Genomic DNA, 26,888 nt, shown 5'->3' with positions numbered 1-26,888 from the left:
TGCAATTTGAACTTTCCCTCGGTAAATTCACTCCGCATGACCGCCGCACAAGCAGACCTGCAAGCGGAATTCCTGGAAATGCCGGAGGGCCTGCGGACCGACCGTCCGGAGGTGGCGGACGGGGCCGCACTCTGGCGCATCGCCAGGGACTCCAGAACTCTCGACCTGAACTCCTCGTACAGCTATCTGCTCTGGTGCCGTGACTTCGCCGGCACCTCGGTGGTGGCGCGCGACACCGAAGGGACACCGGTGGGTTTCGTCACCGGATACGTCCGCCCCGACCGGCCGGGCACCCTGCTGGTGTGGCAGGTGGCCGTCGACGCCGCGTACCGCGGGCGCGGGCTCGCCGCGGCGATGCTCGACGGGCTCACCGCGCGCATCGCGGGCGAGCAGCCGCTGACCGCCCTCGAGACCACCATCGCGCCGGGCAACACCGCTTCCGAGCGGCTGTTCACCTCGTACGCCGCACGCCACGGCGCCACCGTCGAGCGTGAGGTCCTGTTCGACACAGGGCAGTTCCCGGACGGCCCGCACGACCCCGAAGTCCTGTACCGCATCGGCCCCCTGCCGCAGACCCCCCATTCGCCGAGGAGCGATTCGCTGTGACCATCACCCAGCCCGACCTGAGTGTCTTCGAGACCCTGGAGTCGGAGGTGCGCAGCTACTGCCGCGGATGGCCCACCGTCTTCGACCGGGCGCAGGGCAGCCGGATGTTCGACGAGGACGGCCACGCGTACCTGGACTTCTTCGCGGGCGCCGGCTCCCTCAACTACGGCCACAACAACGCCGTGTTGAAACGCGCGCTCATCGACTACCTGGAGCGGGACGGCGTCACGCACGGGCTCGACATGTCGACCACCGCCAAGCGCGCCTTCCTGGAGTCCTTCCAGAACCTGGTGCTGCGACCGCGCGATCTCCCGTACAAGGTCATGTTCCCCGGGCCGACCGGCACCAACGCCGTGGAGTCCGCGCTGAAGCTGGCGCGGAAGGTGAAGGGCCGCGAGGCCATCGTGTCCTTCACCAACGCCTTCCACGGGATGTCGCTGGGCTCGCTCGCCGTGACCGGCAACGCCTTCAAGCGGGCCGGCGCGGGCATTCCGCTCGTGCACGGCACGCCGATGCCCTTCGACAACTACTTCGACGGGCAGGTCCCGGACTTCCTGTGGTTCGAGCGGCTCCTGGAGGACCAGGGCTCCGGGCTCAACAAGCCCGCCGCCGTGATCGTCGAGACCGTGCAGGGCGAGGGCGGCATCAACGTCGCCCGCCCGGAGTGGCTGCGCGCGCTCGCCGAGCTGTGCGAGCGCCAGGACATGCTGCTGATCGTCGACGACATCCAGATGGGCTGCGGCCGGACGGGGGCGTTCTTCTCCTTCGAGGAGGCGGGCATCGTGCCCGACATCGTCACCGTGTCCAAGTCCATCAGCGGCTACGGACTGCCCATGTCGCTGTGCCTGTTCAAGCCCGAGCTGGATATCTGGGAGCCGGGCGAGCACAACGGGACGTTCCGCGGCAACAACCCCGCGTTCGTGACGGCCGCCGCCGCGCTGGAGGCGTACTGGGCCGACGGCTCCGCCATGGAGAAGCAGACCCGTGCCCGCGGCGAGCAGGTCGAGCAGGCGCTGATCTCCATCACCGAGGAGAACCTCGCCGACGTGAAGGAGTACCGGGGCCGGGGCCTGGTCTGGGGCATCGAGTTCAAGGAGAAGGACCGTGCGGGGCGCATCGCGCAGCGCGCCTTCGAACTCGGGCTGCTCATCGAGACGTCGGGCCCGGAGAGCGAGGTCGTCAAGCTGCTCCCCGCGCTGACGATCACCCCCGAAGAACTGGACGAAGGGCTGCGCACCCTCGCCCGCGCCGTCCGCGAAACCGTCTGACCGACGCAACCGACTGCCGAGGAGGCATCGCACCACCGTGATAGTCCGTTCGTTCCAGGAGATCGAAGGCACCGACCGGCACGTCAAGGCCGCGTCCGGTACCTGGGAGAGCAAGCGCATCGTCCTCGCCAAGGAGAGGGTCGGCTTCTCCGTGCACGAGACGATCCTGTACGCGGGTACGGAGACGTCGATGTGGTACGCGAACCACATCGAGGCCGTCGTCTGCGTCGAGGGCGAGGCCGAGCTCACCGACGACGAGACCGGGCAGAAGTACACGATCACGCCCGGGACCATGTACCTCCTCGACGGGCACGAGCGGCACACGATGCGGATCAAGGAGGACTTCCGCTGCATCTGTGTCTTCAATCCGCCCGTGACCGGACGGGAGGACCACGACGAGAACGGTGTCTACCCTCCCCCAGAGCCGAATGCCTGGGGGGACCCCCATCTGACCGAACCCGAGGAGGTCTGAGACCCATGACCACCATCACCGATCTGTACCCCAGCCGCGGCGCCACCGAGGTGTCCGTGCCCCGCCGGGACCCGGTCGTCTGGGGTGCCCCCGGCACGCCCGGCCCCATCGAGGTGTCCGGCCTGCAGTCCTTCGAGCGGGACGGCTTCCTCGCGGTAGGGGACCTCCTCGCCGATGACGAAGTCGCCGTCTACCGGCAGGAGTTGGAGCGTCTGGTCACCGATCCGGCGATCCGCGCCGACGAGCGGTCGATCATCGAACCGGCGACGCAGGAGATCCGCTCCGTCTTCGAGGTGCACCGGATCAGCGAGGTCTTCGCCCGGCTGGTGCGCGACGAGCGGGTCGTCGGACGGGCCCGGCAGATCCTCGGCTCGGACGTGTACGTCCACCAGTCGCGGATCAACGTCAAGCCCGGGTTCGGGGCGAGCGGCTTCTACTGGCACTCGGACTTCGAGACCTGGCACGCCGAGGACGGTCTGCCGAACATGCGGACGGTGTCGGTGTCGATCGCGCTGACCGAGAACCACGACACCAACGGCGGTCTCATGATCATGCCGGGGTCGCACAAGACGTTCCTCGGGTGCGCGGGGGCCACTCCGAAGGACAACTACAAGAAGTCCCTGCAGATGCAGGACGCGGGCACGCCGTCCGACGAGGCGCTCACCCGCTTCGCCACCCGGCACGGCATCAAGCTCTTCACGGGCAGGGCCGGTTCGGCGACCTGGTTCGACTGCAACTGCATGCACGGCTCGGGCGACAACATCACCCCGTTCCCGCGCAGCAACGTGTTCATCGTGTTCAACAGCGTGGACAACGCGGCGGTGGAGCCGTTCGCTGCACCGGTGCGCCGACCGGAGTTCATCGGGGCTCGGGACTTCACGCCGGTGAAGTAGGGCCTCTCACAGCCACGCCAGCGACGCGGCGCGCTCCAGCACCTGCTGTACGGCGGCCGCGTCGCCCGTGGCGCCCCGCGGCACCTCCTCGGGCGCGTACCGTCCGCCCACCAGGAGACAGAAGTCGACCGGGTCCAGGACGAGTTCGGCCCGCACCGGCTCGTCCTCGGAGCCCAGCACCCACTGGGCGTCGTCGCCTCCCCGGGCCAGCGCGAAGAGCACCGGGGGCGCCGCGGGCCCCAGCGCCAGGCCGAGGATGCGGACGGCGAGGCGGACCAGCTGCCCCAGGTGGGCGTCGGGCGGCGGAGGCACGGCCAGGCCGAGTGCGCGGCCGATGTCGTCGGTGTGGATCCACGTCTCGAAGGCCCGCACCACGAAGTGATCGGCTACCGGCAGCCGTACGCCCATCAACGTCGTCGCGTGCGCGGCCAGTTCGGGATCGCGTGCCTCGGGTGTGGCGAGGAGCGCAGCCGCCTGCCCGGCCCAGGTGGCGACGGTCTGCTCGGGGGCGCGCTCGTGCTCGTACGCGATCACGTCGGCGGTCCGGGCGCTCCACGCCTCCTCCCACGGCGCCTCCTCGGCGCCGTGCGCGTCCGGCACCCGGGTGTCCAACCCGAGCCGTCGCGCCAGGTGTTCGTCGGCGGCGATCAGATGGGCGACGGTGCCGTGCACGTCCCAGTCGTGCACGACCGGGGTCCCCCAGGCTCCGTGAGTCTCCAACTCCCGTAGCAGCGCCCGGAGTCCGGAGACCGCGCCGGCGTACGGCGCCGCGTGTGCGGCGACCCGCGGGGCGGCGGGCCGGGAGCGCAGCGCGAGGGCGAGGACGCTCGCGGTGCCGTTGGCGTGGGTACGGGAGGCGCCGCCCATGACGGGGTCCGCGCCGCCGCCGAGCTCCGTCGGGTGTCCCGCGGCGGCGCCGGACGCGGCTCCGCCCGCCCGGTGGTGCCCGTCCAGCAGCCGTACCGTCTCGCGCAGCCGTTCGGCCTCCGCGGCGCAGGACTCGCACTCCGCGAGGTGCAGCGGGACCCGCTTCTCGTCCCCGGGCAGCAGTGCGCCGACGGCCCAGGCGGCCAGCAGCTCCCGTACGTGGTCGTGCTCGGTGCTCATCGCGTGCCGCCCTTCCGAGGCGTGGCCGGTCCTGTCCCGCATCCTGCCCGCGCCGCCATCACGCGCCCCTCTCCCACGCCGGGTCCGGCGGGTCCGCCAGGGATTCCGCCAGCTTGCGCAGGGCGGAGCGCAGCCGGGTCTTGGCCGTGCCCTCGGGGATGCCGAGTTCGACGGCGGCCTGGCGGTAGGTGCGGCCCGCGAAGTAGGCGAGGTGGACCACCTCGCGCTGGGGCGCCGGGAGTTCGGCGAGGGCGGTGTGCAGCAGCAGCGAGCGTTCGCGGTCGACGACCGTCTCGTCGGGGCCGGGCCCGGTGTCGGGGATGGCGTGCAGCGCCGCGTCGTCCGCGCCGGCCTTGCGGTGCCGGGCCTCGCCGCGCACCCAGTCCACGGCTCGCCGGTGGGCGAGCATGGACAGCCAGGTGCGCAGCGTGCCGCGGCGCGCGTCGAAGGCGTACGGCCTGCTCCACAGCTGGGCGAAGACCTCCTGCGCCACATCCTCGGCGGCGGCCGGGCTGCGCGTGACCCGGGCGGCGACGCGCCGGACCAGCCCGCCGTACGCGGCGTAGACCTCGCCCAGCGCGGACTCGTCGCCGTACACCAGCCGTCGATGCAGCTCCGCGTCGACGTACGGCTCCGCGGACTTCTCGGCCGTAGGCTCCACCGGCACCACCACCTCGTGGTGCCTTCCTAGCGTTCCCGCGCGGCCCGCGCCAGGGTGTCAGCCGGACAGACCGGACAGGGCGTCAAGGAGCCGGTCGACATCGGTGGGCGTGTTGTACAGGTGGAAGGCCGCCCGCAGGTTGCCCGCGCGGTCGGAGACCTCGATGCCCGCCCGGCTCAACTCGCTCTGGTGGCGGCCGAGTCCGGGCACCGACACGATGGCCGAGCCGGGTGCGGGGACCGGTTCGTGGCCGAGTCCGTGCAGTCCTTCGCGGAAGCGGTCGGCGAGTGCGAGGTCGTGGGCTCGTACGGTGTCCACGCCGAGTTGCTCGATGAGTTCGAGGGAGTGCCGGGCACCGGCGTAGGAGAACAGGCTGGGGCTTTCGTCGAACCGCCGTGCGGAGTGGGCGAGTTCCTCGACGGGGCCGTAGCAGCTGTCCCAGGGGCGCTCGCCCGCGACCCAGCCGGCGAAGACGGGCGTGAGTCCGCCGAGGTCCTCCGGGACGACGAGGAAAGCCACGCCGCGCGGGCAGACGAGCCACTTGAAGGCGACGGACGAGACGTAGTCGTAGGCGTCCGCGTCGACGGGGAGCCAACCGGCGGCCTGCGAGACGTCGAGGTAGGTGCGGGCGCCGTGCGTCCGGGCGGCCTCCCGGATCGCGGCGAGGTCGGCGATCCGCCCGTCCGCGGACTGCGCGGCGCTGACGGCGACCAGGGCGGTGCCGGGGCGCACCGACTCGGCCATGGCCTCCAGCGGCACGGTGCGGACCTTGAGGTCCCCGCGGACGTGGAAGGGGTTCACGACGGAGGTGAAGTCGGCCTCGGCGGTGAGGACTTCGGCGCCCGCGGGGAGGGAGGCCGCGATCAGGCCGGTGTAGACGGCGACCGAGGCGCCGGCCGCGACCCGGCGGGCCGGGACACCGACCAGCCGGGCGAAGGAGGCCCTGGCCGCCTCCACGTCCGCGAACATGTCCTGCGGCTGCCCGGCCGCCACGGATTCGACGCCGGCCCGCATGGCGTCCACCGCGCGCACCGGGAGGAGGCCGGTGCTCGCGGTGTTGAGGTAGGTGTTCTTCGGGGCGAACTCGGCTCGGACGAGGCTCTCGAAACTCTCGAAGGTCTCCATGCCCCTACTCTGCGGCCCCACGAACTCCCCGTCCATTGCGGACTTTTACGTGGATTCCCTAAGCAGCGCTTATGCGACGTCCCCGACCTGCGCTTTTGTGGTCCGGACTCAGTGCTGCGGTACGGCGCATCCGTCCGGGCCGCAGGCCTCCGCGTCGGCGGACGCGTCCTGGATCAGCTTCAGCGGCGGGCGCTCGCCCCAGGCCTGGGTCAGCGCCTGGGTGAAGACCTCGGCGGGCTGGGCGCCGGAGACGCCGAACTTGCGGTCGAGGACGAAGAAAGGGACGCCGTTCGCGCCCAGCTCGGCGGCCTCGCGCTCGTCGGCGCGCACGGCGTCGGCGTAGGCGGCGGGGTCGGCGAGGACCTTCCGGGCCGCGTCCGCGTCGAGCCCGGCGGCGACGGCCAGCTCCACGAGCCGCTCGTCGTCGTCGAAGACGGTCCGCTCCTCGGCGAAGTTCGCCTTGTACAGCAGGCCGATCAGCTCGTCCTGGCGGCCCTGCTCCTTGGCGAAGTGCAGCAGGCGGTGCATGTCGAAGGTGTTGCCGTGGTCGCGGTCCCGGGTGCGGTAGTCGAGACCCTCGGCGGCGGCCTGCGTACCGAGGTTCTCCTCGCCGGCCTGCGCCTGTGCCTCGCTCATGCCGTACTTCTTCGTCAGCATCTTGATGACGGGCTGGATGTCACCCTTGGCGCGCCCCGGGTCGAGCTCGAAGGACCGGTGCACCACCTCGACCTCGTCACGGTGCGGGAAGGCGTCGAGCGCCTTCTCGAAGCGGGCCTTGCCCACGTAGCACCACGGGCAGGCGATGTCGCTCCAGATCTCGACGCGCATTCTTCGACTTCTCTCCAGGTCACAGGGGCGCGGAGACTCCCTCCGCCGACTGGATGAACGTTCAAGCAGCGGGGTTCATTCCCCGGTCGGTTCCTCCCTGGTGACGGAGAAGCGCAGGTAGCGGTGGCTGTCGCCCTCGGCGGGCGGGTTCTCGGGCGACATGGAACTGGAAGAGCCGCACGCTGTCGGCCGGCCTGCCGTCGTCGGTGCGGAAGGCGGCCACGCCCACGATCCGCCCGTCCCGCACGGCGCACAGGACATGGCCGTCCGAGCGCTCGATGGAGCGCCGCCAGGCTGCCGCATAGTCCGTGTCCGCGTCCGGCAGCCCGTCCCGGTAGTACGTCGAGCGAGCCCGGACGTGCAGCTCGGCGATGGTGACGGCCTCGGTCGGCAGGGCGGTCCTGATCACGAGGGACCCGACGGTGCGATGCGGTCTGATCATGCAGCGGATGACGTGGCGGCAGCGGCCCCGGTTCCCAGGCGGCTGAACTGGGCGCGGTACGCGCTCGGGGTCAGGCCCGTGCGGCGGACCAGGTGGGAGCGCAGGGAGTCGGCTGTGCCCAGGCCGGAGGATCTGGCCAGCTGGTCCATGGGGAGGGTGGTCGTTTCCAGGAGTTCCTTGGCGCGCTCGATGCGCTGGTGGAGGAGCCACTGCAGGGGGCTCACGCCGCTCTCGGCGTGGAAGCGGCGGGTCAGGGTGCGGACGCTGACGCCCGCGTGCCGGGCGAGATCGGTGAGGGTGAGCGGCTTGTCGAGGTTGCGCATCGCCCAGCCTCGGGTGTCCGCGCAGACGTTGCCCCGTTCCGCCGGGAGCGGGGTCTGGGTGAACTGGGTCTGGCCGCCGGGCCGTACGGGTGCGACCAGGGCGAGGCGGGCCACCTGGTTGGCGACGGCGGCGCCGTAGTCGGTGCGGATGATGTGCAGGCAGAGGTCGATTCCGGCGGCGTACCCGGAGGAGGTCATGATCTCGCCGTCCTGGACGTAAAGGACGTCGCCCTTCAGGTCGAGCGCCGGATAGCGCCTGCGCAGCTCGTCCGCGAGTTCCCAGTACGTCGTGGCGCTGCGCCCGTCGAGCAGGCCCGCCTCGGCGAGCACGAAGGCGCCGCTGCAGATCGAGGCGATGCGCTTGCCCGCGGCGGCGGCCTCGCGGACGGCGGTCACGGTCCGGGGATCGGGCGCGTGCCGCTGTCCGGTGCCGGCGACCAGCACCGTGTCCGCGTCCTGTACGGCGTCCAGGCCCCGCCCCACGTGCAGGTCGAGCCCGCCGGTGGTGGCGACCGGACCCGGCTCCGGCGTGCAGAAGGTCACCTCGTACCCCGGGGCCCCGTCCACCTCGGCCTTCGCGAAGAGCAGCTCGGGGATGGCCAGGTTGAACATCGACACCGGGGAGGGCGCGACGACGGCTACCCGGTGCGGTGTCCGCTGTGCGGCATGCATGGCCAGAACCTCCGGACGTATGGCATTCGGGCCACTACTGTACGCCGCCGATCGTCCCCAACATGAGGGCATGGCTACGAAAACGGTTCTCGACAGCCCCGCAGCGGATCATCAACTCCCCTCCAGAGGAGGAGAGCTGAAGCGTCCCCCCTCCCCCGCCCTCACCCTCGTCGCGGCCCTTCTCGGCTTCGCGCTGATCACTCTCGACGCCTCGGTCGTGAACGTGGCGCTCCCGGCGATCGGCTCGGCGCTCGGCGGCGGGATGACCGGGCTCCAGTGGGTCGTGGATGCCTACACGCTGGCGTTCGCAGCGCTCATGCTGTCCACCGGGGCGTTCTCGGACCGGGCCGGGGCGAGCCGGGCGTACGGGATCGGGGTCGCGGTGTTCACCGTCGCGTCCGCGGCCTGCGGGCTGGCCCCCAACCTGCCGGTGCTGATCGCCTCGCGCGTGGCGCAGGGCGCCGCCGCGGCCGTGGTGCTGCCGGCGTCGCTGGCGCTGGTGCGGCAGGCGTACGCGGACGCCGCGAAGCGAGCGCGGGCCGTCGCGCTGTGGGCGGCGGGCGGGTCGGTCGCGGTGGCGCTCGGGCCCGTCGCGGGCGGTGCGCTCACCACCGTCTGGGACTGGCGGGGCATCTTCTTCATCAACCTCCCGCTGGGCGCGGTGGCGCTCGCGCTGCTGCTGCGGGCGCCGCGCTCCGAACGGCGCCCCGCACCGCTGGACCTGCCGGGCCAGCTGACGGCCGTCGTCACGCTGACCGCGCTGACCTTCGCGGTCATCGAGGGCGGCACGACGGGCGCGGTCGCGCTGGGCGTGGCGGTGGTGGGCGCGGCCGTCTTCCTGCGGATCGAGGCGCGGCATCCGCATCCGGTGGTCCCGCTGGAGCTGTTCCGCAGCCGCAACGTCAGCGTGCTCGTCGCGGCGGGGGCGGCGTGCAGCGTGGCGTTCTACGGGGTGGTGTTCCTGTTCTCGCTCTTCTTCCAGCAGGTGCAGGGGAAGTCCGCGCTGTACGCGGGGCTGATGTTCCTGCCGATGTCGGGGCTGATCGCGGGGACGAACATCGTGGCGGGCAAGCTGGCGGGCCGGTACGGGGCACGGTTGCCGATGCTGCTCGGGCAGCCGCTGGCCGCCGCGGGGCTGCTCGTTCTGCTGTACGTCGACTCGTCGACTCCGGCGGGCCTGGTCGCGCTGCTTCTCGTGCCGGTGGCGTTGGGGTGCGCGCTGACGGTTCCGCCGCTCACGGCCGCGATGATGGAGGCGGTGCCTGCGGGGCGGGCGGGGCTGGCGGCGGGTGTGCTCAACTCCGCCCGGCAGGTGGCCGGGGGGCTCGCCATCGCTCTGTTCGGAGCGCTGGTGGGCGGGGGGTTCGAGGCGGGGATGCGGTGGAGCCTTGTGGTGAGTGCGGGGCTTCTTCTGGTGACCGGTGCGGCCACGGTGGGGTTGCGGGTGCGGCGGTAGCCGGACGGGCCGAGATCAGCTGCCGTCTCTCAGGTCCTTCGGCCACGTGTCGCGGAACTCCACGTTGTCGTACGTCACCACGCAGCCCTCTCCCATCGGGGACTGGGTCATGAAGCCGACCAGGGCCGCCGCGGTCTCCTTCTCCTCCGCGAGGGTGAAGAGGCGGATGAAGGTCCAGTGGCTGCCGTCGCGGGAAGCGTGGAAGGCGAAGGCCCGGCCGGTGCGGCTGATCCGGAGCCAGACGGAACTGCCGTCCACGGTGAAGGAGTTGGCGTCGTCGGAGTGGCCCCGGGTGACGACCGTGCAGACGGTGGGCACGTCCGGGGAGTACTCCAGGCAGAGCTTGGCCCAGGCCCGCTCGCCCACGTGGACGTACAGGACCCCCGCGTCGAAGGACGCCGCGAAGCCGACCGTCACGCGGGCGATCAGCTGGAAGTCCCCCTCCGGCGCCCCCAGGAGGCGAGGCGCGTCGGAGGCGGGGTCGAGGGCCTCACCGGTGGGCGGCACGAAGCGGTCCTGCCGCGCGCCTGCCCAGCCGGTGAGCACTCCGCCCTCGTAGGACCAGTGCCCGTCGGGGCCGTAGGTCCGCAGGGGGAAGGGGAGTTCGGGAAGTTCCACGTCCATTGAGTGAGTGTCCCAGCTCGGAGCGATTCTGGTGGAGTACTCGTGGAGTTCAGTGGAGTTTCGGTGAAGTCCCTGTCCCGAAGCCCCTGTCCCTACGGGGGTGTTGGGCTCAGCGCTCCAGCACGCCGTCGTAACGGCGCGGCAGGCCCAGCGGGTTGTCGTCGCGCAGTTCCGGCGGCAGGAGTGCCTCGGGTGCACCCTGGTACGCCACCGGACGCAGCCAGCGCTCGATCGCCGTACCGCCGACGGAGGTCGACGTGGACGTCGTCGCCGGGTACGGGCCGCCGTGGTGCTGGGCGGGGGCGACCGCGACACCGGTCGGCCAGCCGTTCACCAGGACGCGTCCGGCGAGGGGGGTCAGCTCGGCGAGGATCTCGGCGCCCCGGCCCTCGCCCGCGGCCTCCTCGGCGGAGAGGTGCACGGTCGCGGTGAGGTTGCCGGGGAGGCGGGACAGGACCGCGCCCGCCTCCGCGTCGTCCTCGTAGCGCACGACGACCGTGAGCGGGCCGAAGCACTCCTCCAGGAGGAGGTCGTGGACGCCCTCGGCCGTCAGCTTCTGCGCCGGGACCGTGAGGAAGCCGGGGCTCACCGTGTGCTCGCTGCCCGCGCCCGGGGTCACCGGGGCCTCCACGTCGGGGAGTTCGGCGCGCTCGGCGACACCGGCGATGAAGTTGTCGCGCATGCGGTGGTCGAGGAGGACCCCGGCGTCGGTGTCGCTGACGGCGTCCGTGAGCGACTTGAGGAAGCGGTCACCGGCCGCGCCCGCGGGCGCCAGGACCAGGCCCGGCTTCACGCAGAACTGGCCGACGCCCAGCGTCATCGAGCCCGCGAGCCCGGCACCGATCGCCTCGGCGCGCTCGGCGGCGGCGGCCTCGGTGATGACGACGGGGTTCAGGGAGCCCAGCTCGCCGTGGAAGGGGATCGGGACCGGGCGGGCGGCCGCCGCGTCGAACAGGGCGCGGCCACCGCGGATGGAACCGGTGAACCCGGCGGCGGCGATCAGCGGGTGCCTGACCAGCTCGACGCCCGCCTCGAAGCCGTGCACGAGGCCGATGACCCCGGCGGGGATGTCGTACTCGGCGGCGGCCCGGCGCAGCGTCGCCGCGACCAGCTCGGAGAGCCCCGGGTGGTCCGGGTGCGCCTTGACGACGACCGGGCAGCCCGCGGCCAGGGCGCTCGCGGTGTCGCCGCCGGCGACGGAGAAGGCGAAGGGGAAGTTCGAGGCCGAGTAGACGGCGACGACACCCAGCGGCACCTTGTAGCGGCGCAGGTCCGGGATCGGCGGCGTCGCGGTGTCGTCGGGGTGGTTGATCACCACACCGAGGAACTCGCCCTCGTCGACGATGTCCGCAAACGACCGCAATTGGTAGCAAGTGCGGGCGAGTTCGCCGGTGAGCCGGACCGGGCCGAGCGCGGTCTCCGCGTCGGCGGCCTCGACGAGCAGGTCCTTGGCGCCCTCAAGGAACTCCGCGGCGGTGCGCAGGAAGGCCGCGCGCACGGCGCGGTCGGCGAGCGCGGGGCGCGCGGCCTGCGCGGCGCGGACGGCCTCGTCCACCTCCTGGGCTGTGGCCTCCACCGCAACCTGCTCGCGCTGCTTCCCGGTTCGGGGGTCGACACTCCAGACTGGTGCTGCTGCCACCGCGGGTCCCTCCAGATGTGATGCCGCAGTACTTTCACCGCAGTATTTACTGTCACTCAGTTCTTATGTCACCGACCAGGGCTGTTCGATATACTGAACGCTGTCTCTGATGGTGAATATGATGCGGAGACTATTTCCCGTACAACGAGGGGGTCAAGCGCGATGTCGGCAGGCGAGACAGGCGGCGGGGCGCAGGTCAAGTCCGCGGTACGGACCGTGGAATTGCTGGAGTACTTCGCCGGTCGGCCCGGAATGCATTCCCTGGCGGCGGTCCAGGAGGCCGTCGGATATCCCAAGTCCAGTCTGTACATGCTGCTTCGGACGCTCGTGGAGCTCGGCTGGGTCGAGACGGACGCGACGGGGACGCGGTACGGCATCGGCGTACGGGCGCTGCTCGTCGGCACGTCCTACATCGACGGCGACGAGGTGGTGGCCGCGGCCCGGCCCACCCTGGACCGTCTGTCGGACGACACCACGGAGACCATCCACCTGGCGCGCCTCGACGGCACGAACGTCGTCTACCTCGCCACCCGCCAGTCGCAGCACTACCTGCGCCCGTTCACCCGGGTGGGCCGCCGGCTGCCCGCGCACTCCACCTCCCTGGGCAAGGCGCTGCTCGCGACCCACACCGACGAGCAGGTCCGCAAGATGCTCCCGGAGACTCTTCCCGCCCTCACCGAGCACACCATCACCGACCGGGAGAAGCTCATCGAGGAGCTGCACCAGGTGCGGGACCAGGGCTTCGCCGTGGACCGCGAGGAGAACACGCTGGGCCTGCGCTGCTTCGGCGTCGCGATCCCCTACCGCACGCCGGCCCGCGACGCGATCAGCTGCTCGGTGCCGGTGGCACGGCTGACGCCCGCGCACGAGCAGATGGTGAAGGACGCGCTCTTCGACGCCCGCGACCGGCTCACGCTGGCGACCCGGAGGCTCTGATGGACATCACTCTGCGCCAGATCCACGACAGCGATCTGCCGGTCTTCTTCCGGCACACGAACGACCCGGAGGCGCTCCTCATGGCCGCCTTCACCGCCAAGGACCCCGCCGACCGGGCCGCCTTCGACGCCCACTGGGAGCGGATCCGGGCCTCCGACGTGGTGGCCCGCACCGTCCTGGCGGACGGCGACGTGGTGGGCAACGCGGCGGTCTACGGGGAGCCGGGCGAGCGCGAGGTCACGTACTGGATCGACCGGGCGTACTGGGGCCGCGGCATCGCCACCGCGGCTCTGCGGGTCCTGCTGGACGAGGTGCGCGAACGCCCGCTGTACGCCCGTGCGGCGGCGGACAACGCCGGGTCGCGACGCGTCCTGGAGAAGTGCGGGTTCCGGGTGACGGGCGAGGACCGCGGGTACGCCAATGCCCGCGGCGAGGAGATAGCCGAGGTCGTCCTCACGCTGGACGGCTGAGCGCGGCGCCGTGGAGGGGGAGGCGCCCCTCCCACGGCACCGGGGAGGGGTGAGGCGCCTCTCCCCCGTGCGGCGGAGGTGGATCGTCGCGGCGCAGGACGTGGTGCGAGGGGGTGCCGCGGGAGCGTGGCGGCATGACGCAGACGCTGCCCTCCGGATCCCCCGAACACCCCGCCCCCGGCGGCTCCTCAGCACCGGTGAAAGCGCCCCCGGTGGCCCTCGGTACGAGCCGGCTGCGGCGGGTGCTGCGCGCCCTGGCCCTCGTGTCCTGTGTGCCGTACCTGTCTCTCAAGATCGTCTGGATGGCCGGGAGTCATCTCGGGATCCCCGACGACAGCTCGCTGCTGGACCACCGGGGTGCCATGGTCGTCGCCAACGGCGTGACCGTACTGCTGGACGGCACCGTGATCGTGCTGGCGCTGCTGCTGACCCGGCCGTGGGGGCTTCGGGTGCCCGCCTGGCTGCTGGCGTTCCCGATGTGGGTGGCCACCGGGCTGCTCGCGCCGATCATGACCGGGTTCCCGCTGCAACTGCTCGTCCGGCTCCTCGGCGGCTCGGCGAGCAAGGCCTCGGGCACGGGGCACCGGCCGTTCCTGGACGAGTGGGTGTTCGGGGTCGTCTACACGGGGTTCATCGTGCAGGGGCTGACCCTGGGCACGCTGTTCCTGCTGTACGCCCGGGACCGCTGGGGCCGGCTGTGGCGCGGGCGCGTCGGGGAGCTGCCGGGCATGTCGGTGGAGCCGGCGCACCGGGCGGCGGCCGTGGCGGCCGCCGGGCTCGCGCTGTTCCCCCTCACCATGCATGTGCTGTGGGCCTGCGGGAGCACGGCGGCGCTGAGCAGCGGGCGGGCGGCGGACCGGACCGGTGACTTCTACGCCCTGGAGGCCGCCTACGCCGTGTTCGTCGTGGCCGCCGTCGCGGGCGCCTGGATGCTCGCCTTCCGGCGCGGGCCCGCCCTGCCCGTGAAGGTGCCGCTCGCGCTCGCCTGGATCGGCTCCGGCGTCCTTGCCTGCTGGGGCGGCTGGCTGTCGCTGGCCTCGCTCGGCGGCGTCGACGACATCGCCGACCGCCCGACGGAGCTGATGAACCTCACCTACGCTGGCCAGATGATCGTCGGCCTGCTCGTCCTCGCTCTCGGGGCGTACTTCCTCGCGGAGCGGTCCGGCACCCCGGCACCGAACGGCTCCGCCACGTGAGGGAGTTCGCCCGGTTCCTGTTCGGACGGCGGGCGCGTCGGCGGTGGGTGCATCTGATCCTCGGCGGCGCGCTCGCGATGCCGTACGTCTTCGTCGGCGAGGTGATCGTCGGGCCGCTCCTCGACTCCCGGTACGGGTTCGACTCGCTGCCCCTGCAACTCCCGTCCTTCCTGGTCGGGTTGCCGCTCGCGGCGATCACCGCGCTGTTCCCGCTGACCCGGCCGATGTCGGCGGCCGCGGTGCGGGCGCTGTGCGGGGTCGACGGGGACCGGCTCGCCGACGGGCCCGCACGGACCTGGCCCGCCCGTCGGCGCACGGCCGCCTGGTTCGTGCTGCATCTCGGCTTCGGCGGGGTCATCAGCGGGATGTCGCTGGCGCTGCCGCCGTTCGCGGCCGTGCTGATCGTCCTCCCCCTCGTCTCGTGGCTGCGCGACACACGGCTCGGGCTGCCCGAAGTGCTCGACCACACCTGGGTGGTGGCGCTCTCACCGGTCGTCGGGGTCGCCTCGCTGATCGCGCTGGCGGCCTGCGCCGCCGGGTCCGGCCGACTGCTGGCGCGCCGGGCGCCGGAGCTGCTGGGGCCCACGCCGGAGGACCGGCTCGCGGAGGCCGAACGGCGCGCAGCCGACCTGGCCGTGCGCAACCGGCTCGCCCGCGAACTGCACGACTCCGTCGGCCACGCCCTCAGCGCGGTCACCCTCCAGGCCAGCGCCGCCCGCCGCGTCCTGGACAGCGACCCGGACTTCGTCCGCGAGGCGCTCGCCGCGATCGAGGACACCACCCGGCGGACGGTGGGTGAACTCGACGCCGTGCTGGGCGTGTTGAGGGAAGGAGACGACCGCTCGACGGCTCCCGCGCCCACCCTCGCCGACCTGGACGCCCTGCTGCGCCGCACCCGCGCGGGCGGCCTGTGCGTCACCGCCGCCCTGGACCTGGATCCGGCGGAGCTGCCCGCGCTGCTCTCCCGCGAGGCCTACCGCATCGTCCAGGAGGCGCTGAGCAACGCCCTCAAGCACGGCGGCGCCGAGGGCCCCGTCACCCTGTGCCTCGCCCGCGACGACGCGGCGCTGGGGATCACCGTCGAGAACCCGGCGTCGCCCAACCCCCGCTCCCGGCCGGGCGGCGGCCACGGTCTGCGCGGCATGACCGACCGGGCCCGCCTGCTGGGCGGCACCGTCGAGGCGGGCCTCGCGGACGGGGTCTGGCGCCTGGCTGCCCGCCTCCCGCTGAAAGAAGGATGCCCATGACCGTCCGTATCGTCCTCGCCGACGACGAACGCATGGTGCGCACCGCGCTGCGCGTGATCCTCGCGGCCGAGCCGGACCTGGAGGTGGTGGGCGAGGCGGCCACCGGCGCCGAGGCCGTGTCCGTCGTGCGGGAGCTGAAGCCGGACGTCGTCCTCATGGACGTCCGCATGCCCGAGGTCGACGGCATCCGGGCCACCGAGCAGATCCTCGCCACCCTCCCCGACCCGCCACGCATCGTCGTCGTGACCACCTTCGAGAACGACTCCTATGTGTACGAGGCGCTGCGCGCCGGAGCCTCCGGGTTCCTGCTGAAGCGGGCGCACGCCGACTCGCTCGTCCAGGCGGTACGGCTGGTCGCGCACAGCGACAGCCTGCTGTTCCCGGCGGCGGTGCGTGCCCTCGCCGCCGAGCACGCGCGGGCCCGGCCGGCCCCGCCGCCCTGGGTGGCGAAGCTCACCGGACGGGAGAGCGAGGTGCTGCGGCACATGGCGGCCGGGCTCACCAACGCCGAGATCGCCGGGCGTCTGGGAGTCGGTCCCGCGACGGTGAAGACGCATGTGGCGGCGGTCCTGGCGAAGACGGGAACCCGGGACCGTACGCAGGCGGTGATCGCCGCGTACGAGGCGGGTTTCATGAACGGGACATGAGAAATCAGGGCGGAAGGGAACGATTCGCTCCCCTCCGGTCGTCCTTCTAAGCGCGATGAACAAGACGATCAGGCGAACCGCCGTCTTCAGCCTGCTGCTCGTGCTCGCCCTGTTGGTCAGGGCGACATGGGTGCAGTTCTACGACGGCAAGGCACTCGCGGACGACAAGAAGAACCGGCGCAACGCGATCGAGCAGTACGCGAACCCGCTCGGGAACATCATCGTGGCCGGAGACGCGATCACCGGTTCCGCGCAGACGAAGAACGGCGACCTGAAGTACAAGCGGACGTACACGAACGGCAGTCTCTACGCGGCGGTGACCGGCTACAGCTCACAGGTGTACGGGGCGACGCAGCTGGAGGGCATCTACCAGGACCTGCTCGACGGGACCGACACCCAGCTGAAGAACCCGCTGGACGCGCTCACCAACAAGCGCGCCGACCCCGGTGACGTGGTCACAACGATCGACCCGGACGTGCAGAAGGCGGCGTATCAGGCGCTGGGCGGCAACAAGGGCGCGGCCGTCGCGATCGACCCGAAGACGGGCAAGATCCTCGCGGTCGTCTCCACACCGTCGTACGACCCCACGGAGATCAGCACCAGCAACGACAGCGTCTGGGAGAAGCTGCGGAAGAACTCCGACAAGCCGTTGGTGAACCGGGCGCTGCGCCAGCCGCTGCCGCCGGGCTCGACGTTCAAGCTGGTCGTCGCCGCGGCCGCGCTGGAGGACGGGCTGTACTCGGACGTGGACGAGAAGACGAAGAGCCCGCTCCCGTACACGCCGCCGGGCACCACCCGGGTGCTGCCGAACGAGAGCAAGTCCGCGCCCTGCGAGAACGCCACGATCCGCGTCGCGCTGCAGTACTCGTGCAACAACGTCTTCGGGAAGATGGCGGTCGACCTGGGCCAGGACAAGCTCAGGGCGATGGCCGAGAAGTTCGGCTTCAACGACAAGACGCAGGACGTGCCGGTGCGGGCGTACACGAGCGTGTACCCCTCGGGCATGGACAAGGCGTTCACGGCACTGACCGGCATCGGCCAGTACGACGTGACGGCGACCCCGCTCCAGATGGCCATGGTGTCCGCGGCCATAGCCAACGGCGGCGAGCTGGTCTCGCCCCATATGGTGTCGCAGACCAGTGACGCCGACGGCAATGTGCTGAAGAACTACGACGACAACACGTCGACCAAGCGGATCATCGACTCGCACACGGCCGAGCAGCTCCAGTCGGCGATGCAGACGGTCGTCGAGGACGGCACGGGCACGAACGCGCAGATCTCCGGCGCGACGGTCGGCGGCAAGACAGGTACGGCCCAGCACGGCGAGAACAACAGCAAGACGCCGTACGCCTGGTTCACGTCGTACGCGAAGTCGGACTCGAGCAACAAGGAAGTGGCCGTCGCGGTCATGGTCGAGCAGTCCGACGCGGCCCGCTCGGAGGTCAGCGGCAACGGGCTGGCGGCGCCGGTCGCCAAGGCCATGATGCAAGCGGCGCTCAAGGACTAGCACCGACCATGAGCGAAGGGCCGCCCTCACACCCCCGGAGGGCGGCCCTTCGCGTGCCCGGCCTGCTTCGTGCCTGACCTGCTTCGTACCCGGTCTACTTCGTGCCGAGGATCTGCTCGATCGGATCGATCGCGAAGTACACCAGGAACAGCGCCGAGGCCGCCCACAGCAGCCAGTGCACGTCCTTCGCCTTGCCGAGGACCGTCTTGATCAGGGCGTAGGCGAGGAAGCCCGCGCCGATGCCGTTGGTGATCGAGTACGTGAACGGCATCACGGCGATGGTGAGGAACGCCGGGATGGCGATCTCGTACTTGTCCCAGTCGATGTGCTTGACCTGGGTCATCATCAGGAAGCCGACCGCGACGAGCGCGGGGGCGGCCGCCTGGAGCGGGACGATGGTCAGCAGCGGGGTCAGGAACAGGGCCAGGGCGAACATGCCGCCCGTGATCAGGTTCGCGAAGCCCGTACGCGCGCCCTCCCCGACACCCGCCGCCGACTCGATGTAGGAGGTCGAGGAGGACGCCGAGGCGGCGCCGCCCGCGACCGCCGCGGCACCGTCGATCAGCAGCACGCGGCCGAGGTTGGGCACCTTGCCCTCGTCGTCCAGCAGGCCCGCCTCGGCGCTGATGCCGACGACCGTGCCCATGGTGTCGAAGAAGTCCGACAGGATGAGCGTGAAGATCAGCAGGACGACGGTGATCGCACCGGTCTCGCCGAAGGCACCGAACAGGCTGAAGTGGCCGAGCAGTCCGAAGTCCGGTGAGGCCACCACGTCGTCGGGGACCTTCGGCGTGGTCAGGCCCCAACTCTTGATGTCGGCGATGGAGTTGATGATGATCGCCACGACCGTCATGGTCACGATGCTGATGAGGATCGCACCCTTGACCTTGCGGGCGAGCAGTCCGATGGTCAGCAGCACACCGAGACAGAAGACCAGGACCGGCCAGCCGGCCAGGGTGCCCGTGCCGCCGAGCTGAACCGGCACGGTGGTGTTCGCGATGTCCGGGATGCGCGTGACGAACCCGGCGTCGACGAAGCCGATGAAGGCGATGAACAGGCCGATGCCGACGCTGATCGCCTGCTTCAGCGGCTGCGGGATGGCGTGCATGACGGCCTCGCGAAGCCCGGTCACCACCAACACGCAGATCAGCAGGCCTTCTAGGACGATCAGACCCATCGCGTCGTCCCAGCTCATCAGCGGGGCGATCTGGAAGGCGACCACCGCGTTGAGGCCGAGACCCGCGGCGAGCGCGAGCGGCAGGTTGCCGCCGAGGCCCATCACGATCGTCATGACGGCGGCCACCAGGGCGGTGGCGGTGGTGAGCTGGACGGCGTCGAGGTGGTGTCCGAACTTGTCCTTGGCGCTTCCCAGGATGATGGGATTCAGGACAAGAATGTAGGCCATCGTGAAGAACGTGGCGAAGCCGCCGCGTATCTCGCGGCCGAAGGTGGACCCCCGCTCGGAGATCCTGAAGTACCGGTCGACGCTGTTCGCCGCCGGTGGCGCGGTACTTGGCCGGTCGGCCACCTTCTGTGTGTCGGACATGGCGATGCTCCCTGTGACCTGCGGTGCTGAGTGTGCGGATGCTGGCTGGATTGTTCCCGCGTTGAACCGCTTTCAGGTTTTCTCCGTGTTACGGAATCGAGTTCGGCCTGCCATACGCCGTTCGAAGACCTGTACGGACACTGCTACGCTTCCGGATCTCGTCCCGGCCGACCTCCGGACGATCACATGGCATTCACATGACACACACAGATACCCGTACAAGTGCCGCATCCGCAGCGAGGAGAGATCCCGTGGGCACAGTCGTCGACGACGCCGCCTCCGTGGAGTTCCATGCCTTCTTCGAGCGTCATTACGCCGAACTCTCCCGCCTCGCCCATCTGTTGACGGGCGAGGCGGACGCCGCCGACGATCTGGCGGCGGACGCGCTGCTCGCGCTCTGGAACCGCTGGGACCGGGTGCGCGCGGCCGATCATCCGGCGGCGTACGCCCGGGGCGTGGTCGCCAATCTGGCCCGCACCCGCATCCGCAGCGCGGTGCGCGAGCGCCGCCGGATCACGTTGTTCTGGTCCCAGCGCGACGACAGGACGGAGAACCCGGACATCCCCGGAGTGGTCGATGTCCAGGAGGCCCTGCGCAGACTGCCGTTCCGCAAGCGGGCTTGTGTCGTACTACGGCACGCTTTCGACCTCTCGGAGAAGGACACCGCTCTCGCGCTCGGTGTCTCTGTGGGTACGGTGAAGAGCCAGACGTCGAAGGGCATGGCTGAACTGCAGCGGCTCCTCGGCAATGCCGAAGCTCCCCAGCGGGTTCACGCGGCGGTCGGGCGCACAGGCGGAGCCGGAGGTAGGAACCGATGAGGAAGGCGCAGGACGTGCGGGACGTGCACGACGAGCTGCGCACCCGGTTGCACGAGGCGGCCGAGGCGCACGAGCCCGATCGCGCGCGCATCCTGGCCCGCGTCGAGCGCGGCATGGCCGGCGAGGAGCTGCGCAGCGGACGCGCGGGCAGGCGTGCGGCGCGGCCGCCGGTGCTGGGCTGGGCCCGGGTCGTGGGCGCCACGGCCGCGGTCGCGGGCGTCCTCGCGGTGGGCGGTTACACGGTCGCCTCGGCGGTGCAGGACGACTCCCCGCCGCAGCAGCAGACCGTCGCGGTGTCGCCGACCCCGGACCCTTCGCCGGACGCGACGAGCCGTGCACCGATGCACCCCGATCCCACGCATCGCTCCGGTACGAAGGAGTCCGGGAAGCCGAGTTCGACCCCGTCGCGCACCCCGGAGTCCGACGGCACCGCGCCCTCCTCGAACGTGTCGCCCGCGGCCGGCAACGAGGACGGCCCGCTGTGGTCGGACGGTTCGGTCGATCCGCACAGCAACGACTTCTGGGCGCAGAGCAATGTCACCCTGAAGACCTCCAAGCAGCTCACCGAGCTGACCGTCGAGCTGCGCATCGCGCAGAACGGCGGGGTCACCTCGACGGGTGCGTGGCGTGCGCTGCCCGAGGACGACTTCACGCTGACGGTCGCCGAGAAGGACGGCTTCCTCGTCTACACGTGGGTACTCAAGGACGGACGTACGGTCCCCGTCGGCGAGTTCGTCTTCGCCGGGCAGTACGACCACACGCGCGGCGGCCGGGACGCGAAGGACGACCGCTACACGATGACCGCGAAGGCGGGCGGCGGACAGCTCGACGTCGGCGGTGACTTCGCGGTGCACAACGACAACGACTCCGCTGCCGACGGCGATTCGTAAATAGTTTCCGGCCAACCGGCAACCCTTTCCGCACCCGTGGCAACCAGGAGACGCAAGGTTCTCCTCCACGCCAAGGAAGTCGGTTCATGACTGCACGAGCTGAGCAGCGCGTCCGCCACCGCCGCCGGGTCACCAGGCGCCGGGCGGTGATCGGCGGGTCCGCCGCCCTCGCCATCACGGGCGCGGCGATCGTCACCACGACGATGCTGTCCACCGCCGGTGCCGCCTCCGCGTGGCCGACCGCCAAGGGCAGCAAGGCCGTGTCGTCGACGATCGAGGTCTCGGGCACGTACGACGGCAAGCTCACGAAGTTCTACGGCAGTGGCGACCTGGGCACCGGCAGCCAGGACGAGGACCAGGGCCCGATCTTCGAGCTGGCCGACGGCGCCACGCTCAAGAACGTCATCATCGGCACCCCGGCCGCGGACGGCGTCCACTGCAAGGGATCCTGCACGCTGCAGAACGTGTGGTGGCTGGACGTCGGCGAGGACGCCGCCAGCTTCAAGGGCAAGTCCGCCTCGGCCGTGTACAAGGTCTACGGCGGCGGCGCGAAGGGCGCCGACGACAAGGTGCTGCAGTTCAACGGCGCGGGCAAGCTGGTCGTGAGCAAGTTCCAGGTCGAGAACTCCGGCAAGCTGGTGCGCAGTTGCGGCAACTGCAAGACACAGTACAAGCGCACGATCATCATCAACGACGTGGACGTCACCGCGCCGCTGAAGGCGATCGTCGGCGTCAACTCCAACTACGGGGACACCGCGTCGCTGCGCAACATCCGTATCCACGGCGACAGCAGCAAGAAGATCAAGACGTGCGTCCGCTTCCAGGGCAACAACACGGGCAAGGAGCCGAAGGAGCTCGGCACCGGCCCGGACGGCATCTCCTGCAAGTTCACCGCGTCCGACATCAGCTACGGGTGAGCACCAGCCCCTCGTAGCACCCCCTGAGCTGCCCGTCTGAGCCCCCCTCAGGCGGGCACGCGCCGGCCGCCGAGCCCCCCTCGGTCCGGCGCACGCCGGTTCGAGTTCCCCCTCGGACCGGCAGCAGACCGCCCCCGCCGGTGACGACCGGCGGGGGCGTTCGCCCTTACAGGGAAGGTCAGTTCATCGTCGAACCGATGGTCGTGGAACCAGTCGTCAGGAACGTCGTCGCAGGCAGCGAGCCGCTTGCGGAACGGACACCGTACGCCGTCGTCGCGGAGGTCGACCTGAAGGACGGGGTGGAGACGCCGCTGTCCCAGTTGTTCGCCGCGGAGACGGTGGACGAACCCAGCTTGTCCAGGCCGCCCTTGTTGCTCACGGCGAGGTTCCGGGCGAGCCGGGCCTTGCCGGTGGCGAAGTAGAAGCCGGCGTCGGTGTTGGCGTAGGCGGTGTTGCGGTTGAGGACGATGGCTCCGGTGTTGGAGTTCTCCGTGAAGCCGTTGCCCGCGTTGTCCCAGGCCGCGTTGTTGTTGACGACGTGCGCGACCGAGGCGCCTCCGCCGCCGAGCTTGAAGCCGTTGCCGTTGCCCTCGAAGGCCGAGTCGTTCCAGCGGTTCTTGCCGTTGCCGAACGCCCAGGAGTGGTCGATAGTGACCGGCGAGGAGAACTGCCACATATCGAGGCCGTCGTCCGCGTTGTTGTACAGCCGCGCCCCGGTGACCTTGTTCCCCGTCCCGGAGCCGAACTTGATGGCGATGCCGTCGGCGTTCTGACCGTGGTCGGCGGCGTCGTAGTTGCCGTAACTGTCCAGGTTCTGCACGAGGTTGTTCGTCGTGCCGTCGCCGCGCAGGGTGAAGCCGGAATCGCCGTTGTTCGCGGTGACCAGGTTCTTGAAGATGCCGCCGACCGAGGAGGTCGCGACGAAGCCCTGGGCGGGCGAGTTCTGCCAGGTGAGGTTCTGCACGGTCCAGTAGTCGCCGTAGATCCCGGCGAGCCAGGAGCCGTCGGCGAGCTTGGAACCGTCGATCCTCACCTTCTCGCTGCCGTACGCCTGGAGCGTGATCCGTGCCGAACTGGTGCCGTTCGCCGTGGACTTGAGGGTGCTTGTCGGGTAGTACGTGCCACCGCGCACCTGGATGGTCGTGCCGGCGGTGGCACTGGTGACGGCGGTCTGGAGCTGGGCGGTGGTGGAGACGGTGACTGTCGAGGCGGCGGCCTGGGCACCGTCGTTCGAGAGGCCTAGGTAGACGCCGCCCGCCCCCGCGGCAACGGCCACCGCCGCGGCGATGGAGAGCGTGCGGGTCCTGCGGTGGCGTCCGGGGTTCTGACGCACGGGGGTGTTCCTTTCCTAGGCGATCGGGGCTGCGAAGCGGGCCGGAGGGGCCGCCCCGACCCGCTTCTGCCTCCTTGTCGCCACCATCCCCGGAAGGGTTGCCGGGGCGATGGCGAAAGCGATCGAAAATTTCGCTCGCCGCTGCCCCGCCCGCACCGATTGACGCCCTGTCCCCCACTGGTGACACTCCGAGGGCAGCTCATTCAACAGAAACCACCAGACCCCCACAGGATGTGTCATGCGCCCCCGCATCGCTCGCATGGTCCTGCTCCCCCTGCTCGCCCTCCTTCTCGCCCTGCTCAACGCCCCGCCCAGCACCGCGCATTCAGGAGCACCACCCGTGAACCAGCAGAAGTACGCCGGATACCTCTTCGCCTACTTCACCGGCGAGGGCACCGCCGACGGCGAGCAGATCCGCTACGCCCTCAGCCGCGGCAACGACCCGCTGCACTGGCGGGAGCTGAACGCGGGCAAGCCCGTCCTCACCTCCGACCTGGGCGAGAAGGGCCTGCGCGACCCGTTCGTGATCCGCTCCCCCAAGGGCGACAAGTTCTATCTCATCGCCACCGATCTGAAGATGTACAAGAACTCCAGCGGCAGCTGGGACGACGTGCAGCGGCACGGCAGCAAGTCGGTCATGATCTGGGAGTCCACCGATCTGGTCCACTGGACCGACCAGCGCCTGGTGAAGGTCGCACCGGACAGCGCGGGCAACACCTGGGCGCCGGAGGCCTATTGGGACGACACGCTGGGTGAGTACGTCGTCTTCTGGGCGTCGAAGCTCTACGCCGACGACGACCCGGGCCACACGGGATCGACGTACAACAAGATGCTGTACGCGACGACGAAGGACTTCCGCACCTTCAGCGAGCCGAAGGTCTGGGACGACCCGGGCTACTCGGTGATCGACTCAACGGTCATCAAGAACAAGGGCAGTTACTACCGCTTCACCAAGGACGAGCGGAACCAGTCCTCGGACTCGCCCTGCTCGAAGTTCATCACCGCCGAGAAGTCGACGACGCTCACCGACACGTCGTACGACTTCGTCTCGGACTGCATCGGCAGCGGCTCCATCGACCGCGGCGAGGGGCCGACGGTCTTCAAGTCGAACACCGAGAACAAGTGGTACCTCTTCATCGACGAGTACGGCGGTCGCGGCTACGTCCCCTTCGAGACCACCGATCTCGACTCCGGCAAGTGGACGATGTCCACGAACTACCAGCTGCCGGCGAGCCCGCGGCACGGCACGGTGATGCCGGTGACGCAGGCCGAGTACGACCGGTTGCTCGGCGCGTACCCGTCCACCCCGGCCTCGGTCGTGGACGCGACGGCCAAGGGACAGAAGGGCTACGCGGTCGTCACCGAGGACTCCTCCAAGGTGGTGCTGCCGATGCAGCCGGACGCCGGCCTCCGGCACCTGGCGCCGAGGCTCGCCGTCGGCGCGGGCGCGACCGTCACCCCGGCCTCCGGCATCCGTCGTGACTTCCGCACCCCGCAGACGTACACCGTGACGGGTGCGGACGGGACCAGCCGTGCCTGGACCGTCGAGGCGGTGCCCACGCGCAGTCCGGTCCTTCCCGGGCTCACCGCCGACCCCGACATCCGGTATCTGGACGGCCGTTACTGGATCTATCCGACGTCGGACGGCTACGCGGGCTGGAGCGGGACGAGCTTCAAGGCGTACTCGTCGAAGGACCTGGTCCACTGGAAGGACCACGGCGTGATCCTCGACCTCGGGCCGGACGTCTCCTGGGCCGACAAGAACGCCTGGGCCCCGGCGATCGCGGAACGCGACGGCAAGTACTACCTCTACTTCTGCGCCGAGCAGCAGATAGGCGTGGCGGTGGCCGACTCCCCCGCCGGTCCCTTCAAGGACGCGCTCGGCAAGCCGCTGGTCGCCAAGGGCGGTTCGCTGAGCGGCCAGATGATCGACCCGGCGGTCTTCACGGACGACGACGGGCAGGCGTATCTGTACTGGGGCAACGGGCACGGGTACGTCGTCCCGCTGAACGACGACATGGTGTCGTACGACCCGGCCAAGGTGAAGGACATCACCCCGGCGAACTTCCGCGAGGGTTCCTTCGTGGTCAAGCGCCAGGGCACGTACTACTTCATGTGGTCCGAGGACGACACCCGCAGCGAGAACTACCACGTCGCCTACGCGACGGGACCGTCCCCGCTCGGTCCGTGGACCAAGCGGGGCACGATCCTGTCCAAGCGCCCGGAGTACGGCATCAAGGGCACCGGCCACCACTCGGTGGTGAACGTCCCCGGCACCGACGACTGGTACATCGTCTACCACCGGTTCGCCCTGAACGGCCCCGGGAAGCCGGGCGGGGACGGCACGCACCGGGAGACCACGATCGACCGTCTCCGCTTCGCGGCCGACGGCACGATCGAGCCGGTGGTGCCGACCCTGGAGTCGGTCCGCCCCGTGCGGACCGAGTCAAGCGACTAGCTCACGAAGTACGTGGGGTTCGGAAGCTTGTACGTCTTGTCGGCGTAGCCACCCTCGAGGTCCGAGTACTGGTCACCGAAGTTGGCGACGACGTCGTACCCGAGGTCCTCGATGTGCTGACGGGTGCCGGACTTGTACTGCACGGTCGTGCAGGTCCAGGTACCCGGGGTGGCACAGGAGCTCAGGTACGCCGGCGGGTTCGCCTTGTCCTTCAGGAACATGTGGTCGGCGTCGAGGTTGATGTCGGCGCCGACCTTCTTGAGGTTCGCGACCGCGGCGGAGCGCTGCGCCTCGCTCAGGCCCGAGTTGTAGAAGACCTCGACACCCTTCGACTGCGCGTACGCGACGAGCTCGGGGGTGCCGAAGACGGCCGGGCGGTCCGCCTTGTTCACGTAGTCGGCCCAAGTGGTGCCGTTGTACGTGTAGTTGGTCTTCTTCTCGTAGTCGAGGGAGAGCAGCAGCGTGTCGTCGATGTCGAAGACGACCGCCGGGTTCTCGCCCCGGTGGTGGGCCTTGCGCGCCGCCTTGTCGATGTACTTCTTGGCGTCGGAGTCGATGCGCGCCAGGTCCTTGGCGTACTGGCTGTCCGGGGACGCCTGGTACACGCCGTTGCTGTCGAGCGTGGTGCCGTAGTAAGTGTCGATGTCCTTGACCAGGAGCCCGATGTTGTAGGGCTCGTGCGTCGAGTTCGCCGTCGACTGATCGGCGGTGGCGACACCGGTGCCGTACAGGGCGGCACCGGCGACGGCACAGGTGGCGGCGATTGCCGCGATACGGAGTGGCTTATGCATGACAGGTTTCTACGCG

General features: G+C 70.4%; 26 protein-coding genes. 15 read left to right on the top strand and 11 right to left on the bottom strand.

The features are described 5' to 3' along the window. Nucleotides 1-36: 36 nt before the first annotated feature. The 4 genes from ectA to thpD are packed head-to-tail and all read left to right on the top strand — an operon-like array spanning nt 37 to nt 3,239. Nucleotides 37-606, top strand: coding sequence for a diaminobutyrate acetyltransferase (gene ectA / locus AB5J56_RS34515; RefSeq protein WP_369238569.1), 570 nt, complete (start codon nt 37-39; stop codon nt 604-606). Then, nucleotides 603-1,874, top strand: a complete 1,272-nt coding sequence (gene ectB, locus AB5J56_RS34510; protein ID WP_369238567.1) for a diaminobutyrate--2-oxoglutarate transaminase — start codon at nt 603-605, stop codon at nt 1,872-1,874. The genes ectA and ectB overlap by 4 nt, the downstream gene beginning before the upstream one ends. A gap of 37 nt (nt 1,875-1,911) precedes the next feature. Next, the gene (locus AB5J56_RS34505) at nt 1,912-2,346 is read left to right on the top strand and encodes an ectoine synthase (protein ID WP_369238565.1); all 435 of its coding nucleotides are present in this window, start codon (nt 1,912-1,914) and stop codon (nt 2,344-2,346) included. Nucleotides 2,347-2,351: 5 nt separating this feature from the next. Further along, nucleotides 2,352-3,239: an ectoine hydroxylase gene (gene thpD, locus AB5J56_RS34500; RefSeq protein WP_369238563.1), complete on the top strand. Its 888-nt coding sequence runs from the start codon at nt 2,352-2,354 to the stop codon at nt 3,237-3,239. A 6-nt stretch (nt 3,240-3,245) separates the two neighbouring features. Here the strand turns inward: thpD and AB5J56_RS34495 are convergent, their stop codons facing one another. The 6 genes from AB5J56_RS34495 to AB5J56_RS34470 form a co-directional block, all read right to left on the bottom strand. Beyond that, a complete protein-coding gene (locus tag AB5J56_RS34495) occupies nt 3,246-4,346 on the bottom strand; it encodes a maleylpyruvate isomerase family mycothiol-dependent enzyme (RefSeq protein WP_369238561.1) in 1,101 nt (366 codons plus the stop codon). Nucleotides 4,347-4,404: 58 nt separating this feature from the next. Continuing rightward, nucleotides 4,405-5,019: an RNA polymerase sigma factor gene (locus AB5J56_RS34490; RefSeq protein ID WP_369238559.1), complete on the bottom strand. Its 615-nt coding sequence runs from the start codon at nt 5,017-5,019 to the stop codon at nt 4,405-4,407. Between the two features lie 45 nt (nt 5,020-5,064). After that, a complete protein-coding gene (locus AB5J56_RS34485) occupies nt 5,065-6,168 on the bottom strand; it encodes an aminotransferase class V-fold PLP-dependent enzyme (protein WP_369238557.1) in 1,104 nt (367 codons plus the stop codon). Between the two features lie 72 nt (nt 6,169-6,240). Continuing rightward, nucleotides 6,241-6,960 (bottom strand): DsbA family oxidoreductase, encoded by a 720-nt coding sequence (locus AB5J56_RS34480; protein ID WP_369238555.1) that lies wholly within the window; start codon nt 6,958-6,960, stop codon nt 6,241-6,243. Between the two features lie 61 nt (nt 6,961-7,021). Next, a complete protein-coding gene (locus AB5J56_RS34475; protein ID WP_369238553.1) occupies nt 7,022-7,402 on the bottom strand; it encodes a hypothetical protein in 381 nt (126 codons plus the stop codon). Continuing rightward, nucleotides 7,399-8,397, bottom strand: a complete 999-nt coding sequence (locus AB5J56_RS34470; protein ID WP_369238551.1) for a GlxA family transcriptional regulator — start codon at nt 8,395-8,397, stop codon at nt 7,399-7,401. The genes AB5J56_RS34475 and AB5J56_RS34470 overlap by 4 nt, the downstream gene beginning before the upstream one ends. A gap of 70 nt (nt 8,398-8,467) precedes the next feature. Between AB5J56_RS34470 and AB5J56_RS34465 the strand changes: the two genes are divergently transcribed. After that, complete coding sequence (locus AB5J56_RS34465) at nt 8,468-9,853, top strand: MFS transporter (protein ID WP_369238549.1); 1,386 nt, start codon at nt 8,468-8,470, stop codon at nt 9,851-9,853. 15 nt (nt 9,854-9,868) lie between these two features. On the opposite strand, the gene AB5J56_RS34460 is transcribed toward AB5J56_RS34465, so the two are convergent. Then, nucleotides 9,869-10,477, bottom strand: coding sequence for a DUF1349 domain-containing protein (locus AB5J56_RS34460; RefSeq protein ID WP_369238547.1), 609 nt, complete (start codon nt 10,475-10,477; stop codon nt 9,869-9,871). Between the two features lie 109 nt (nt 10,478-10,586). Then, nucleotides 10,587-12,116: an aldehyde dehydrogenase (NADP(+)) gene (locus AB5J56_RS34455; RefSeq protein WP_369238545.1), complete on the bottom strand. Its 1,530-nt coding sequence runs from the start codon at nt 12,114-12,116 to the stop codon at nt 10,587-10,589. Nucleotides 12,117-12,278: 162 nt separating this feature from the next. Between AB5J56_RS34455 and AB5J56_RS34450 the strand changes: the two genes are divergently transcribed. The 6 genes from AB5J56_RS34450 (at nt 12,279) to AB5J56_RS34425 (ending at nt 18,119) form a co-directional block, all read left to right on the top strand. Then, complete coding sequence (locus tag AB5J56_RS34450) at nt 12,279-13,052, top strand: IclR family transcriptional regulator (protein WP_369238543.1); 774 nt, start codon at nt 12,279-12,281, stop codon at nt 13,050-13,052. Then, nucleotides 13,052-13,522, top strand: coding sequence for a GNAT family N-acetyltransferase (locus AB5J56_RS34445; protein WP_369238541.1), 471 nt, complete (start codon nt 13,052-13,054; stop codon nt 13,520-13,522). Before AB5J56_RS34450 ends, AB5J56_RS34445 begins: the two co-directional genes overlap by 1 nt. Before the next feature lie 134 nt (nt 13,523-13,656). Next, complete coding sequence (locus tag AB5J56_RS34440; RefSeq protein WP_369238539.1) at nt 13,657-14,718, top strand: hypothetical protein; 1,062 nt, start codon at nt 13,657-13,659, stop codon at nt 14,716-14,718. Next, nucleotides 14,715-15,965 carry a sensor histidine kinase gene (locus AB5J56_RS34435; protein ID WP_369238537.1) on the top strand — a complete coding sequence of 417 codons (1,251 nt, stop codon included), beginning with the start codon at nt 14,715-14,717 and terminating at the stop codon, nt 15,963-15,965. The genes AB5J56_RS34440 and AB5J56_RS34435 overlap by 4 nt, the downstream gene beginning before the upstream one ends. Continuing rightward, nucleotides 15,962-16,612 (top strand): response regulator, encoded by a 651-nt coding sequence (locus AB5J56_RS34430; protein ID WP_369238535.1) that lies wholly within the window; start codon nt 15,962-15,964, stop codon nt 16,610-16,612. The genes AB5J56_RS34435 and AB5J56_RS34430 overlap by 4 nt, the downstream gene beginning before the upstream one ends. Nucleotides 16,613-16,667: 55 nt before the next feature. Continuing rightward, complete coding sequence (locus AB5J56_RS34425; RefSeq protein ID WP_369238533.1) at nt 16,668-18,119, top strand: peptidoglycan D,D-transpeptidase FtsI family protein; 1,452 nt, start codon at nt 16,668-16,670, stop codon at nt 18,117-18,119. A 94-nt stretch (nt 18,120-18,213) separates the two neighbouring features. On the opposite strand, the gene AB5J56_RS34420 is transcribed toward AB5J56_RS34425, so the two are convergent. Then, nucleotides 18,214-19,665, bottom strand: a complete 1,452-nt coding sequence (locus AB5J56_RS34420) for an NCS2 family permease (protein WP_369238531.1) — start codon at nt 19,663-19,665, stop codon at nt 18,214-18,216. Nucleotides 19,666-19,916: 251 nt separating this feature from the next. On the opposite strand from AB5J56_RS34420, the gene AB5J56_RS34415 reads away from it, so the two are divergent. From AB5J56_RS34415 to AB5J56_RS34405, 3 genes are all read left to right on the top strand, one after another. Then, nucleotides 19,917-20,483, top strand: a complete 567-nt coding sequence (locus AB5J56_RS34415; RefSeq protein ID WP_369238529.1) for a SigE family RNA polymerase sigma factor — start codon at nt 19,917-19,919, stop codon at nt 20,481-20,483. Continuing rightward, on the top strand, nt 20,480-21,373 hold the full coding sequence (locus AB5J56_RS34410) for a hypothetical protein (protein ID WP_369238527.1): 894 nt from the start codon (nt 20,480-20,482) through the stop codon (nt 21,371-21,373). The genes AB5J56_RS34415 and AB5J56_RS34410 overlap by 4 nt, the downstream gene beginning before the upstream one ends. An 86-nt stretch (nt 21,374-21,459) precedes the next feature. Further along, entirely contained in the window at nt 21,460-22,290 is an 831-nt protein-coding gene (locus AB5J56_RS34405; protein WP_369238525.1) for a pectate lyase, read from the top strand. A gap of 178 nt (nt 22,291-22,468) precedes the next feature. Here the strand turns inward: AB5J56_RS34405 and AB5J56_RS34400 are convergent, their stop codons facing one another. Further along, the gene (locus AB5J56_RS34400; RefSeq protein ID WP_369238523.1) at nt 22,469-23,623 is read right to left on the bottom strand and encodes a right-handed parallel beta-helix repeat-containing protein; all 1,155 of its coding nucleotides are present in this window, start codon (nt 23,621-23,623) and stop codon (nt 22,469-22,471) included. 238 nt (nt 23,624-23,861) lie between these two features. Between AB5J56_RS34400 and AB5J56_RS34395 the strand changes: the two genes are divergently transcribed. After that, nucleotides 23,862-26,081 (top strand): family 43 glycosylhydrolase, encoded by a 2,220-nt coding sequence (locus AB5J56_RS34395; RefSeq protein ID WP_369238521.1) that lies wholly within the window; start codon nt 23,862-23,864, stop codon nt 26,079-26,081. On the opposite strand, the gene AB5J56_RS34390 is transcribed toward AB5J56_RS34395, so the two are convergent. Then, a complete protein-coding gene (locus tag AB5J56_RS34390; RefSeq protein ID WP_369238519.1) occupies nt 26,078-26,872 on the bottom strand; it encodes an HAD family acid phosphatase in 795 nt (264 codons plus the stop codon). The two genes, AB5J56_RS34395 and AB5J56_RS34390, sit on opposite strands and share 4 nt — an antisense overlap. Nucleotides 26,873-26,888 lie beyond the last annotated feature (16 nt).

Source organism: Streptomyces sp. R21, from assembly GCF_041051975.1.
Classification (GTDB): domain Bacteria; phylum Actinomycetota; class Actinomycetes; order Streptomycetales; family Streptomycetaceae; genus Streptomyces.
This window is presented reverse-complemented; position numbering and strand designations above follow the sequence as displayed.